The sequence below is a fragment of the Citrobacter pasteurii genome, from assembly GCF_019047765.1.
In the GTDB taxonomy this organism is placed as follows: domain Bacteria; phylum Pseudomonadota; class Gammaproteobacteria; order Enterobacterales; family Enterobacteriaceae; genus Citrobacter; species Citrobacter pasteurii.
Window position 1 is genome coordinate 4,294,442 of the sequence record NZ_CP077262.1, and the last position, 14,223, is coordinate 4,308,664.

General features: G+C 53.2%; 9 protein-coding genes. 3 read left to right on the plus strand and 6 right to left on the minus strand.

The annotated features are described in order from the left end of the window. Nucleotides 1–11: 11 nt before the first annotated feature. Nucleotides 12–359, plus strand: a complete 348-nt coding sequence (locus I6L54_RS20805; RefSeq protein ID WP_001295568.1) for a YacC family pilotin-like protein — start codon at nt 12–14, stop codon at nt 357–359. A gap of 105 nt (nt 360–464) precedes the next feature. Here the strand turns inward: I6L54_RS20805 and yacL are convergent, their stop codons facing one another. Together yacL and acnB are read right to left on the minus strand one after the other, a co-directional pair. Next, complete coding sequence (gene yacL, locus I6L54_RS20810) at nt 465–827, minus strand: protein YacL (protein ID WP_005124687.1); 363 nt, start codon at nt 825–827, stop codon at nt 465–467. 174 nt (nt 828–1,001) lie between these two features. Beyond that, a complete protein-coding gene (acnB, locus tag I6L54_RS20815; RefSeq protein ID WP_040230003.1) occupies nt 1,002–3,599 on the minus strand; it encodes a bifunctional aconitate hydratase 2/2-methylisocitrate dehydratase in 2,598 nt (865 codons plus the stop codon). 404 nt (nt 3,600–4,003) lie between these two features. On the opposite strand from acnB, the gene I6L54_RS20820 reads away from it, so the two are divergent. Further along, nucleotides 4,004–5,641 carry a DUF3300 domain-containing protein gene (locus tag I6L54_RS20820; protein ID WP_040230001.1) on the plus strand — a complete coding sequence of 546 codons (1,638 nt, stop codon included), beginning with the start codon at nt 4,004–4,006 and terminating at the stop codon, nt 5,639–5,641. A gap of 9 nt (nt 5,642–5,650) precedes the next feature. Continuing rightward, the gene (locus I6L54_RS20825; RefSeq protein ID WP_040230000.1) at nt 5,651–6,445 is read left to right on the plus strand and encodes a DUF2950 family protein; all 795 of its coding nucleotides are present in this window, start codon (nt 5,651–5,653) and stop codon (nt 6,443–6,445) included. Nucleotides 6,446–6,553: 108 nt separating this feature from the next. On the opposite strand, the gene lpdA is transcribed toward I6L54_RS20825, so the two are convergent. From lpdA to pdhR, 4 genes are all read right to left on the minus strand, one after another. After that, nucleotides 6,554–7,978 carry a dihydrolipoyl dehydrogenase gene (gene lpdA / locus I6L54_RS20830; protein WP_003018686.1) on the minus strand — a complete coding sequence of 475 codons (1,425 nt, stop codon included), beginning with the start codon at nt 7,976–7,978 and terminating at the stop codon, nt 6,554–6,556. Between the two features lie 175 nt (nt 7,979–8,153). Further along, complete coding sequence (gene aceF / locus I6L54_RS20835; protein ID WP_040229999.1) at nt 8,154–10,043, minus strand: pyruvate dehydrogenase complex dihydrolipoyllysine-residue acetyltransferase; 1,890 nt, start codon at nt 10,041–10,043, stop codon at nt 8,154–8,156. Between the two features lie 14 nt (nt 10,044–10,057). Continuing rightward, nucleotides 10,058–12,721: a pyruvate dehydrogenase (acetyl-transferring), homodimeric type gene (gene aceE / locus I6L54_RS20840; RefSeq protein ID WP_040229997.1), complete on the minus strand. Its 2,664-nt coding sequence runs from the start codon at nt 12,719–12,721 to the stop codon at nt 10,058–10,060. Between the two features lie 285 nt (nt 12,722–13,006). Further along, a complete protein-coding gene (pdhR, locus tag I6L54_RS20845; RefSeq protein WP_003018699.1) occupies nt 13,007–13,771 on the minus strand; it encodes a pyruvate dehydrogenase complex transcriptional repressor PdhR in 765 nt (254 codons plus the stop codon). Nucleotides 13,772–14,223 lie beyond the last annotated feature (452 nt).

The window sequence follows — 14,223 nt, forward strand, 5'->3', positions numbered from 1 at the left end:
TGGTAGAACCAATGAAGACGTTTTTCAGAACAGTTTTGTTCGGCAGCCTGATGGCCGTATGTGCAAACAGCTACGCGCTGAGTGAATCCGAAGCCGAAGATATGGCCGATTTAACGGCAGTTTTTGTTTTTCTGAAAAATGACTGTGGCTACCAGAATTTGCCCAACGGGCAGATCCGTCGCGCACTGGTCTTTTTTGCCCAGCAAAACCAGTGGGATCTCAGTAATTACGATACCTTCGATATGAAAGCACTCGGTGAAGACAGCTATCGCGATTTGAGCGGCATTGGCATTCCGGTCGCGAAAAAATGCAAAGCGCTGGCGCGCGACTCCTTAAGCCTGTTGGCTTACGTCAAATAAGGCACCGTGCCCGATGGCGCTACGCTTATCGGGCCTACGAACTGGGAATGACATCATTGTACCTGGCCGGGTAAACGCAGCGCCCCCGGCAGAGGTGGGTGCGAATTAACGTTGTTGCACAAATTCACGATAAGCCACCACAACCTGAAGAAAATCCTCTACGCCGCAAAGTGAAAAGCTCTCTTCGTCGTAGTAATTCATTCCTTCTTCCATTTCATCGCCCGTGAACTCCAGTTGATTGGCGCGAACCATCACCTCTTCGCCATCCAGCCAGAGCGTGTATTCATGCCCCGCTCGCTGCCAGGAACGTTCACTGCCTTTTACCGCACGCGCCGCCTGTTCCACTTCATCGAGCAAGGCCAGGTTATCTTTCACTTCTTCATTAAACCAGTGCCCCACGACTTCATGGCCCATGGACATACGCACTAAAACCCGCCCGGTAACATCGCGCAGAAATTCGTAATCCATAATGTCTTCCTCTGCTCCCGGCAATGCGCCAATACCGCATTGCACCTTGCTGTAATTATCGCAGCAGCGCGGCAGAAAAAAAGTGTAGCGGGTATAAGGAATGGAAATAAAAATGCCCGGAGAAGTCAGCTTCTTCGGGCATTGATGCGTTTTTACGCTAAATGTGGTCGCGAATTAAACCGCAGTCTGGAAAATCACGCTGTCTGCTTTCTCGGTGTACTGAGAGAGCTGGTCAAAGTTCAGATACCGGTAAGTATCCACGGCCGTTTTATCTACCTGCGCCACATAGGTCTGATACTCTTCCGCCGTCGGCAGTTTACCGATCAGCGCAGCAACCGCCGCCAGCTCTGCAGAAGCCAGGTAGACGTTCGCTCCCGTGCCTAAACGGTTCGGGAAGTTACGGGTCGAGGTAGAAACGACTGTCGCACCGTCTGCCACACGCGCCTGGTTACCCATGCACAGTGAACAGCCCGGGATCTCGATACGCGCCCCGCTCTTACCAAAGACGCTGTAATAGCCTTCTTCGGTGAGCTGTGCCGCATCCATACGCGTTGGTGGGGCAACCCACAGACGCGTCGGCAACTGGCCTTTGTGCGCATCCAGCAGTTTACCCGCGGCACGGAAGTGACCAATGTTTGTCATGCAGGAACCGATGAACACTTCGTCGATCTTCTCACCCTGCACGTCAGACAGCAGACGCGCGTCGTCCGGATCGTTCGGCGCACACAGGATCGGCTCTTTGATATCCGCCAGATCGATGTCGATCACTGCCGCGTATTCGGCGTCAGCATCGGCTTCCAGCAGTTGCGGGTCTGCCAGCCATTTTTCCATACCCTGAATGCGACGCTCCAGCGTACGGCGATCGCCGTAACCTTCAGCGATCATCCATTTCAGCAGAACGATGTTAGAGCTGAGGTACTCAACGATCGGCTCTTTGTTCAGCTTGATGGTACAACCGGCAGCGGAACGTTCAGCGGAGGCATCGGTCAGTTCGAATGCTTGCTCAACTTTCAGATCCGGCAGACCTTCAATTTCCAGAATGCGGCCAGAGAAGATGTTTTTCTTACCTTTCTTCTCAACGGTCAGCAGACCTTGTTTGATCGCATACAGCGGGATGGCATGAACCAGGTCACGCAGGGTGATACCTGGCTGCATTTTGCCTTTGAAACGCACCAGAACAGATTCCGGCATATCCAGCGGCATCACGCCAGTCGCAGCCGCAAACGCCACCAGACCAGAACCCGCCGGGAAAGAGATACCGATCGGGAAACGAGTATGGGAGTCACCACCCGTACCTACGGTATCCGGCAGCAGCATACGGTTCAGCCAGGAGTGGATTACGCCATCGCCCGGACGCAGCGACACGCCGCCACGGTTCATGATGAAGTCAGGCAGGGTATGGTGGGTAGTCACGTCAACGGGTTTCGGATACGCAGCGGTATGACAGAACGACTGCATCACCAGGTCAGAAGAGAAGCCCAGGCACGCCAGGTCTTTCAGTTCATCGCGGGTCATTGGGCCAGTGGTGTCCTGAGAGCCGACGGAAGTCATCTTCGGTTCGCAGTAGGCTCCCGGACGGACGCCGGTTACGCCACAGGCGCGGCCAACCATTTTCTGTGCCAGAGAGAAGCCACGGCTGCTTTCCGCTACATCTTTCGCCTGACGGAATACATCACTGTGCGGCAGACCCAGCGCTTCACGCGCTTTGGTGGTCAGGCCACGACCGATAATCAGCGGAATACGGCCACCGGCGCGTACTTCGTCAACCAGCACATCGGTTTTCAGTTCGAAGGTAGCCAGCAGTTCGTTGGTTTCGTGGTTACGCACTTCGCCTTTGAACGGGTAAACGTCAATCACGTCGCCCATGTTCAGGTTGCTTACGTCCACTTCAATTGGCAGCGCGCCCGCATCTTCCATAGTGTTGAAGAAAATGGGTGCAATTTTGCCGCCCAGACACAAACCGCCGCCGCGCTTGTTCGGTACATGAGGGATATCATCACCCATAAACCACAGCACGGAGTTGGTCGCAGATTTACGCGAAGATCCGGTACCAACAACGTCACCCACATAGGCCAGCGGGTAACCTTTTTTCTGCAGTTCTTCGATCTGTTTGATTGGGCCTACCACGCCCGGCTGATCCGGTTCGATACCTTCGCGGGCGTTTTTCAGCATCGCCAGCGCGTGCAGCGGGATATCCGGGCGGGACCACGCGTCCGGAGCCGGAGACAGGTCATCAGTGTTGGTTTCACCCGTCACTTTAAAGACGGTAACGGTGATTTTTTCAGCCAGAGCCGGACGGTTGAGGAACCATTCAGCATCAGCCCAGGACTGCATCACCTGCTTAGCATATTCATTGCCCGCTTTGGCTTTTTCTTCTACATCGTAGAAGTTATCAAACATCAGCAGCGTTGAAGAGAGCGCTTTAGCGGCAATCGGCGCCAGTTTTGCATCGTCCAGCGCATCAATCAGCGGATGAATGTTATAACCGCCCTGCATGGTACCCAGCAGTTCGATGGCTTTTTCTGGCGTGATCAGCGGAGAGGTAGTGTCACCTTTAGCGACAGCGGCGAGAAAACCGGCTTTAACGTAAGCGGCTTCATCTACACCAGGGGGAACGCGGTTAATCAACAGGTCTAACAGGAATTCTTCTTCGCCCACAGGCGGGGTCTTCAGCAGCTCGACAAGTGCAGCCATTTGGGTTGCGTCTAAGGGTTTCGGCACAATCCCCTGGGCAGCACGCTCAGCTACGTGCTTACGGTATTCTTCTAGCACGACGATATCTCCTCGCTCTCATTGTCATAATGCGGCGCTTTTGTAGATGGGCGATTCTCTTCACGCTCCTGTGAGACAGCAGTTAGTAGGGTAAATGCCCGGTACCGCAAAAGGCACAATAACAGGATTTTCGTTGGGTGTTAATCTGTTTACAAAAAAGCAACATAAAAAATTGGCTGAATCGTTAAGGATGGTCTAATGCCCTTCGCAATGGCAGAAGGGGAATGATAATTTCGCCCGCAATGTTTAGTCACATTATTTAGCTCCCTGGTAATAAACTTGCGTTAACGATCCCAAGATTCGTCAAAAATTAAACTATTGCCTCTTTATACTCACGGAACACTGCACCCACTGGCGGCAGGCATAATGACTATGACGATTCTTAATGAGTCGGGAGAGATAAAATGACGTTGCCCTTTAAGCCCCATATCATTGCTCTGGCGTGCAGTGCAGGGTTATTTTTCGGTGCGGGCGTGCTGTTTGTAAACAGCCGCACACCAGAAGCCCCCTCTCAGCCGGCCCCGGCAGCAGCGCCTCAACCACCCGTTGCGGCGGCTCCCGCAGTAGCCCCGGTTGCGCCAACAACGTATACCACTGCTCAACTCGATCAGTGGGTTGCCCCTGTTGCGCTCTACCCTGACCCGTTACTGTCTCAGGTGCTGATGGCCTCAACGTATCCATCGAACGTGGTGCAGGCGGTTCAGTGGTCTCGTGATAATCCGACACTGCAAGGTGACGCCGCCATTCAGGCAGTGTCCGGCCAGTCATGGGACCCCAGCGTGAAGTCGCTGGTGGCATTTCCGCAACTGATGGCCCTGATGGGCGAAAATCCTGACTGGGTACAAAACCTGGGGAATGCGTTTCTGGCACAGCCACAGGACGTGATGGATGCCGTACAGCGCCTGCGTTTGCTGGCTCAGCAAACAGGTTCGCTAAAATCCACACCGCAGCAAACGGTCACGAACACCCAGAAAACAACCGTGGTTCAGACGCCGTCATCATCAACGACGAAAGTGACCAGCAGCGCGCCCACCTCGACGGTTATCAAAATTGAGCCGACCGATCCACAGGTGGTATATGTGCCGAACTACAATCCAACCGTTGTTTACGGCAGTTGGCCTAATACCGCCTACCCCCCTGTCTATCTGCCGCCCCCTCCGGGCGAGCAGTTTGCCGATAGCTTCGTCAAAGGCTTCGGCTATAGCCTGGGCGTTGCGACAACCTATGCGTTGTTCAGTAACATCGACTGGGATGACGACGACCATCACCATGATGATGACTATCATGACCATGACGGCCCTCACGGCGGTAATGGCTACCAGCACAACGGAGATAACATCAATATTGATGTTAACAATTTCAACCATATCTCCGGACAAAATCTGAAAGGACAAAACATTGCCTGGCAGCACAACTCTGCGTACCGTAACGGCGTGCCTTACCAGAACGACGCGGTCGCACAACGTTTTCATCAGACCAACGTTAGCGGGGGATTAAGCGCCACTCAACATACACCGACCACCACTGCCACACGAGACAGCCAGCGTCAGGCCGCAATGACGCAGTTCCAACAGCGTAGCCAGACCTCCCCGGCAAACCTGTCGGGTCAGACATCGCGGGATGCTCAACGCAAAGCCGCCTCTTCACAGCTAAATCAAATTGCCCAGCGCAACAACTATCGTGGCTATGACGAAACACCAAACAACAGCCGTCGTGAAGCAGCACAGAAGACGCTGAATAAATCAACTACGCAACAGCAGCACCGCTCTGAACTGAAGTCAAAAGCTCAGCAGCATCCGGTTTCACAGCAGCAAAGGGAAACCGCTCGCCAGCGCGTTGAATCATCCAACTCGCAACAACGTCTGGTCTCCCGTCAGAATACGCCTTCAAACGTCTTCAGCGGGAATGACAGTCGCTCACCGTCGTGGCAGTCCCAGCAACTGCGTGGGCAGGAAAGCCGTCGCGCGGGCAACCTCAACAGCGGACAGCGCGCTGCGGCACGTGAAAATTTTTCTGAGCACCACGAATTTCGCCGTCGTTAACCGGAGCCGATGATGAAAAAAATTATGTTAAGCGCCCTGTTGCTCTCCTTGCCGCTGGTGAGCTATGCGCAACAGGCGTTCACCTCTCCCGAAGACGCGGCCAGTGCATTTGCCGCTGCGGTGGCGCAGCAAAATGAAAAGCAGCTCACGGCGCTATTGGGTGAAAACTGGCGACATTTTTTGCCACCAGAAGGGGCCGATCCGGAAGCAGTGGCACGCTTTAATCGCGACTGGAAGGTGAGCCATCACATTGTGCTGCAGGACAACATGGCGCATCTCAACGTAGGGCAAGATGACTGGCAGTTGCCTATACCGATGGTGAAAACCAGCAAAGGCTGGGCGTTCGATATGACCGAAGCCCAGGAGGAGATCCTCACCCGAACGATCGGTCGCAACGAGCTTTCAGCCATCGAAGCACTGCACGCCTACGTTGACGCGCAGCAAAGCTATTACGCGCTGAACAAATCGTATGCGCAAAAAATTGTCAGTAGCGAAGGTAAAAAAGATGGGCTTTACTGGCCGGTCGCACCAGGCGAAGCGCCAAGCCCTCTGGGACCCGCCTTCAGCCCACAAGAACCCGGCACGGGCTATCACGGTTATCGTTTCCGCATACTGCCGGACAAAGCCAGTGGTTTTGCCATGATTGCATGGCCGATTAGCTACGGTCACACCGGAGTGATGAGCTTTATGATTAGCGGCGATGACAATGTTTATCAGGCCAACCTTGGCGAAGCATCGCAACAGAAAGCGCAGGCGATGACTGAGTACAGCCCTGAAAAAACCTGGCATCCCGTAGCGCCCTGAACGGCCAACGCGTTGGTTGTCGCATCATAAAGAGATTACCGGGGAAATTGCGGTGAAGCTTTAGACAAAAAAACGCCTCCGAAGAGGCGTTTCACAAAAGCGGGAAGATTACTTCTTCTTCGCTTTCGGGTTTGGCAGGTCGGTGATGCTACCTTCGAACACTTCTGCCGCCAGGCCCACGGACTCGTGCAGAGTCGGGTGCGCGTGGATGGTCAGCGCGATGTCTTCAGCGTCACAACCCATTTCGATCGCCAGACCGATTTCGCCCAGCAGCTCGCCGCCGTTGGTACCGACAATCGCACCACCGATAACACGGTGAGATTCTTTGTCGAAAATCAGTTTGGTCATACCGTCTGCGCAGTCGGAAGCGATAGCACGGCCAGAAGCAGCCCACGGGAAGGTGGCGGTTTCGTAGCTAATGCCTTTTTCTTTCGCTTCTTTCTCGGTCAGACCAACCCATGCCACTTCTGGTTCAGTGTACGCGATGGATGGGATAACTTTCGGATCGAAGTAGTGTTTCTTACCGGCAATAACTTCAGCGGCAACGTGACCTTCGTGAACACCTTTGTGCGCCAGCATCGGCTGACCGACGATATCGCCGATAGCAAAGATGTGCGGCACGTTGGTGCGCAGCTGTTTGTCAACGCGGATGAAACCACGGTCATCAACTTCAACGCCAGCTTTGCCCGCGTCGAGGTTTTTACCGTTCGGTACACGACCGATAGCAACCAGTACGGCATCATAACGCTGTGCTTCAGCAGGCGCTTTTTTGCCTTCCATGGAAACGTAAATGCCGTCTTCTTTCGCTTCAACGGCGGTCACTTTGGTTTCCAGCATCAGGTTGAATTTCTTGCTGATGCGCTTGGTGAAGACTTTAACCACGTCTTTATCGGCAGCCGGGATAACCTGGTCGAACATTTCAACCACGTCGATCTCTGAACCCAGCGCATGGTACACGGTACCCATTTCCAGACCGATGATACCGCCGCCCATAACCAGCAGGCGTTTAGGAACGGTTTTCAGCTCCAGCGCATCAGTGGAATCCCACACGCGCGGATCTTCATGCGGAATGAATGGCAGTTCGATCGGACGGGAACCCGCCGCGATGATCGCGTTGTCGAAGTTGATCACGGTTTTGCCGTTTTCGCCTTCAACTTCCAGGGTGTTCGCCCCGGTGAATTTACCCAGACCGTTAACCACTTTCACTTTACGGCCTTTGGCCATACCCGCCAGACCGCCGGTCAGTTGAGTGATAACTTTTTCTTTCCAGGTACGAATCTTGTCGATATCAGTTTTCGGCTCGCCAAAAACGATACCGTGCTCAGCCAGCGCTTTGGCTTCTTCGATAACTTTTGCTACGTGCAGCAGCGCTTTAGAAGGGATACAGCCGACGTTCAGACAAACACCACCGAGGGTGCTGTAACGTTCTACGATGACGGTCTCCAGACCTAAATCTGCGCAACGGAAGGCAGCAGAGTAACCTGCAGGGCCTGCCCCAAGTACCACGACCTGAGTTTTGATTTCAGTGCTCATCATGACCTCTTAATTTATACCCGTCGTCCACCGGGTCGTTCTATCCGCCCGTATTTTACAAAATTGTTAACAATTTTGAAACAACAAACGGCAACCGATTTGTCTTTCGCACAATAACCTCACTGACTTCATGAGATTACCAGAAAAAAGCCGGCCGTCGGGCCGGCTTTTTCGCTTACATCACCAGGCGGCGAATGTCAGACAGCATGTTGTTAATGATGGTGATAAAGCGCGCACCATCCGCACCGTCAATTACACGGTGGTCGAAGGAGAGCGAAATCGGCATCATCAGACGCGGCATAAACTCTTTACCGTTCCACACTGGCTCCATAGAGGACTTGGAGACACCGAGGATAGCCACTTCCGGCGCGTTCACAATCGGCGCGAAGTGGGTAGTACCCAGGCCACCGATGCTGGAGATGGTGAAGCAACCGCCCTGCATTTCGCCAGCGGTCAGCTTGCCATCACGCGCTTTCTTGGAGATCACGGTCAGTTCACGAGACAGCTCGGTAATGCTCTTCTTGTTCACGTCTTTGAAGACCGGAACAACCAGACCATTCGGCGTATCTACCGCCACACCAATGTTGATGTATTTCTTCAGGGTCAGGCGCTGACCGTCTTCAGACAGGGAGCTGTTGAAGCGCGGCATCTGTTCCAGAGCAGCGGCAACGGCTTTCATGATGAAGACTACTGGGGTGAATTTCACGTCCAGTTTACGTTTTTCAGCTTCGGCGTTCTGCTGTTTACGGAACGCTTCCAGATCGGTGATATCGGTCTTATCGAAGTGCGTAACATGCGGGATCATCACCCAGTTACGGCTCAGGTTAGCACCCGAGATTTTCTGGATACGACCCAGTTCCACTTCTTCAATTTCACCAAACTTGCTGAAGTCCACTTTCGGCCAAGGCAGCATGCCCGGGATACCGCCGCCTGCTGCTGCAGCCGGAGCCGCTTCAGCACGCTTGATAGCGTCTTTCACGTAAGCCTGAACGTCTTCACGCAGGATACGACCTTTACGGCCAGAACCTTTCACTTTCGCCAGGTTCACACCGAATTCGCGCGCCAGGCGACGAATCAGCGGCGTTGCATGAACGTAAGCGTCGTTCTCAGCAAACTCAGATTTGCCTTCCGCTTTCGCGGCCGGAGCTGCGGCTTGCGCAGGCGCTGGTGCTGCGGCCGGAGCCGGAGCAGCTGCTTGCGCAGGAGCGGCAGCCGGTGCTGCGCCTTCGACTTCGAAGACCATAATCAGAGAACCGGTTTTCACTTTGTCGCCGGTGCTGATTTTGATTTCTTTCACGGTGCCCGCGAACGGTGCCGGAACTTCCATTGACGCTTTATCGCCTTCAACGGTGATCAGTGACTGCTCAGCGGCAATTTTATCGCCCACTTTCACCATCACTTCGGTAACTTCAACTTCGTCACCGCCGATATCCGGTACGTTAACTTCTTTCGAGCCGGAAGCAGCCGGAGCCGCCGCTGCTGCCGGAGCGGCAGTCTGAGCCGGTGCTGCAGCAGGCGCTGCGCCCGCCACTTCGAAGACCATAATCAGGGAACCGGTAGACACTTTGTCGCCGGTGTTGATTTTGATCTCTTTCACCACGCCCGCGAACGGCGCTGGAACTTCCATGGAAGCCTTGTCGCCTTCGACGGTGATCAGAGACTGTTCAGCCGCTACGGTGTCGCCCACTTTAACCATGACTTCGGTAACTTCAACTTCGTCGCCGCCGATGTCCGGTACGTGGACTTCTTTCGCCGCTGCCGCAGCAGGTGCTGCTGCCGGAGCGGCTTCTTTCTTCTCTTCTGCCGGAGCAGGTGCAGCTGCTGCTGCACCGTCGGCGGAATCGAAAATCATGATCAGTTTGCCGGTCTCAGTTTTGTCGCCAACAGAGACTTTGATCTCTTTAACGATACCAGCCTGAGGAGACGGAACTTCCATAGAGGCTTTGTCGCCTTCTACGGTGATCAGCGACTGTTCAGCTTCAACTTTGTCGCCCACTTTGACCAGGATCTCGGTGATTTCAACTTCATCAGCCCCGATGTCCGGTACATTGATTTCGATAGCCATTATTCTTTTACCTCTTACGCCAGACGCGGGTTAACTTTATCTGCATCGATGTTGAATTTGATGATTGCATCTGCAACCACTTTCTTATCGATTTCGCCACGTTTAGCCAGTTCGCCCAGGGCCGCTACAACCACGTATGAAGCATCAACTTCGAAGTGGTGACGCAGGTTTTCACGGCTGTCAGAGCGACCGAAACCGTCAGTACCCAGTACGCGATAATCATCAGCCGGTACATAAGTACGAACCTGCTCGGCAAACAGTTTCATATAGTCAGTAGATGCCACTGCCGGCGCGTCGTTCATCACCTGAGCGATGTACGGAACGCGAGGCGTTTCCATCGGGTGCAGCATGTTCCAGCGCTCACAATCCTGGCCATCACGCGCCAGTTCAGTGAAGGAAGTGACGCTGTAAACGTCAGAACCTACGCCGTAGTCGTTCGCCAGGATCTGTGCTGCTTCACGGACGTGACGCAGGATAGAACCGGAGCCCAGCAGCTGAACTTTACCTTTCTTACCTTCGAGGGTTTCGAGTTTGTAGATACCTTTACGGATACCTTCCTCGGCACCTGCTGGCATTGCCGGCATGTGGTAGTTTTCGTTCAGCGTGGTGATGTAGTAGTAAACGTTCTCTTGTTTCTCACCGTACATACGCTCCAGACCATCGTGCATGATGACCGCAACTTCATACGCGTAGGACGGATCGTAAGAGATACAGTTCGGGATAGTCAGAGACTGAATATGGCTGTGACCATCTTCGTGCTGCAGACCTTCGCCGTTCAGCGTCGTACGACCGGAAGTACCACCGATCAGGAAGCCGCGAGCCTGTTGGTCGCCAGCCTGCCAGCACAGGTCACCGATACGCTGGAACCCGAACATGGAGTAGTAGATGTAGAACGGGATCATCGGCAGATCGTTGGTGCTGTAAGAAGTCGCAGCCGCCAACCAGGATGCGCCAGCACCCAGCTCGTTGATACCTTCCTGCAGGATCTGACCTTTCTCGTCTTCTTTGTAGTAAGCAACCTGCTCACGGTCCTGCGGGGTGTACTGCTGGCCGTTCGGGCTGTAAATACCGATCTGACGGAACAGACCTTCCATACCGAAAGTACGCGCTTCATCAGCGATAATCGGCACCAGACGATCTTTGATCGACTTGTTCTTCAGCATCACGTTCAGAGCACGAACGAAGGCGATAGTGGTGGAGATTTCTTTGTTCTGCTCTTCCAGCAGCGCACCGAAGTCTTCCAGAGCCGGCAGTTCCAGCTTCTCAGTGAAGTTCGGCTGACGAGCAGGCAGGTAGCCGTGCAGCTTCTGACGCTGAGCGTGCAGATAGGTGTGCTCTTCTGAACCTTCCGGGAAGGTGATGTAAGACAGGTTTTCAACCTGCTCATCGGTCACAGGAACGTTGAAACGGTCGCGGATGTAACGCACGCCGTCCATGTTCATTTTCTTAACCTGGTGAGCGATGTTTTTACCTTCGGCGGTGTCACCCATGCCGTAACCTTTGATGGTATGGGCGAGGATTACAGTTGCTTTGCCTTTGGTTTCCTGCGCTTTTTTCAGTGCAGCGTAGACTTTCTTCGGATCGTGACCACCGCGGTTCAGAGCCCAAATCTGCTCGTCAGTCCAGTCCGCAACCAGCGCTGCGGTTTCCGGGTATTTACCGAAGAAGTGCTCACGTACGTATGCGCCATCTTTGGATTTGAAGGTCTGGTAGTCGCCGTCAACGGTTTCGTTCATCAGTTGGATCAGTTTACCGCTGGTGTCTTTACGCAGCAGCTCATCCCAACGACCGCCCCACATGACTTTGATAACGTTCCAGCCAGCGCCCGCGAAGATGCCTTCCAGTTCGTTAACAATCTTGCCGTTACCGGTTACCGGGCCGTCAAGACGCTGCAGGTTACAGTTGATAACAAAGACCAGGTTGTCCAGTTTTTCACGGGTCGCGATGGTGATAGCACCCTTAGATTCTGGCTCATCCATCTCACCGTCGCCCAGGAAGGCGTAAACAGTTTGTTTAGAGGTATCTTTCAGGCCACGGTGTTCCAGATACTTCAGGAATTTAGCCTGGTAGATAGCACCGATTGGACCCAGACCCATAGATACGGTCGGGAACTGCCAGAATTCAGGCATCAGTTTCGGGTGCGGGTAGGAAGACAGGCCTTTGCCATGAACTTCCTGACGGAAGTTGTTCATCTGCTCTTCGGTCAGACGACCTTCCAGGAATGCGCGTGCATAGATGCCCGGAGAGATGTGGCCCTGGAAGTAAATCAGGTCGCCGCCATCCTGCTCATTGCGTGCACGGAAGAAGTGGTTGAAACAAACATCATATACCGTTGCGGAGGACTGGAAGGATGCCATGTGGCCACCCAGCTCGAGGTCCTTTTTAGACGCGCGCAGTACGGTCATGATGGCGTTCCAGCGGATAGCAGAACGAATACGACGTTCCAGCTCCAGATTGCCCGGGTATTCCGGTTCATCTTCAACGGCAATAGTGTTTACATAATTGCTGGCCCCTGCACCTGCCGCTACTTTCACGCCGCCTTTGCGAGCTTCTGAAAGCAGTTGGTCGATCAGATACTGAGCACGCTCAACACCTTCTTCACGGATGACCGATTCGATCGCCTGTAGCCAGTCGCGAGTTTCGATCGGATCCACGTCATTTGGGAAACGTTCTGACATGGGGGTATTCCTTATCTATCTAATACGTTGAGTTATCTGGAACCTGTCCCATTGCGTTCTTTGTTCTTCATACTTCAGGTTATCTCTTTGTTGGCTGCGCTTCCTCGCGCCAGTCACATAGTTCACTATGCTCCTGGCGACTCGCGCGCTTGCCGCCGCGATACAACCCGAATTATTTTGAACAACCAAAAGCGCAATAAGACAGGTTCTGCGTTTAGTTGCCGCGCACTTTAATTGGCGCTTGATTTACAACATCTTCTGGTTAACGTTCCGCCAGAAAAATCACTAATTCTTTCGTTGCTCCAGGCGGCGTAAGGCGCGTTCACGACGACTTTCCTCACGGCTTCTGTCCAGCAGAATCTCTTCGATAAAGGCCAGGTGACGGTGCGACGCTTCACGCGCCTCCTCCGGCTTCCCGGCGATAATTGCTTCAAAGATACGGGTACGGTGACTGCTTACCAGCGGCAGCATCTCGCGACGCGCATACAGCAATTCGAAGTTTTGCCGAACATTCTGGGCCAGCATCGGCTCCATACACCTTAGCAAATGGAGCAGCACCACATTATGTGCCGCTTCGGTGACAGCAATTTGATACTGCAGTACCGCATCAGATTCGCCGTCAAGATCGCCGGACTGTTGAGCCAGTTCGATCGCATGGTGGAGTTCACGGATACGCGTTTTGTCTTCATCCGTGCTGCGTAGTGCAGCGTAATAAGCGGCAATACCTTCCAGCGCATGGCGCGTCTCAAGCAGGTCAAACTGGGATTCAGGATGGTCGGAGAGCAGCTCTACCAGTGGGTCGCTAAAGCTCTGCCACAGGCTGCTCTGAACAAAAGTGCCACCGCCCTGACGACGAAGCAGTAACCCCTTCGCTTCAAGGCGTTGGATCGCCTCGCGTAAGGAGGGGCGGGAGACGTCGAACTGTTTTGCCAGCTCGCGTTCCGGTGGGAGTTTTTCTCCGGGGCGAAGTGTCCCCTCAAGAATTAAAAACTCCAGCTGCTGCTCAATCACATCGGAGAGTTTTGGTTGGCGGATTTTGCTGTAGGCCATGATTTCCTGTCTTAAGCCATTTGCCCGGAGTCAATTGGTCTTACCAATTTCATGTTCTTGACGCTAAAGTAACAAAGTATTCACCTTCTGTCCATACAGGTTTTGATTGAAATCAGTAAAGGGGGCATATTTTAACAACATTACAGAAATAACGTTTCAAACATGTAACTATGCACAAATGTTAAATTTACCCACCACGGGGTAGTTTTAACGGAATTGAAACGAAAAGTTATCGCATCTGAACCGATTCACCTGCTTATTTATCGATTATTAAACCACAAATAATGAATAAAAATTCAAAATGGAAATTTTGTGGTAGATAAACTCGCATTTACAAATGGTTTCTTTTTATTCAACTCGTCAGCTTGCCCGCATAAAGCAGGTGCATTCGCGCTCGCATATCATTATTCTGATCAAGACAAAAGCACTTAGGCAACATTTCATCCAAATCA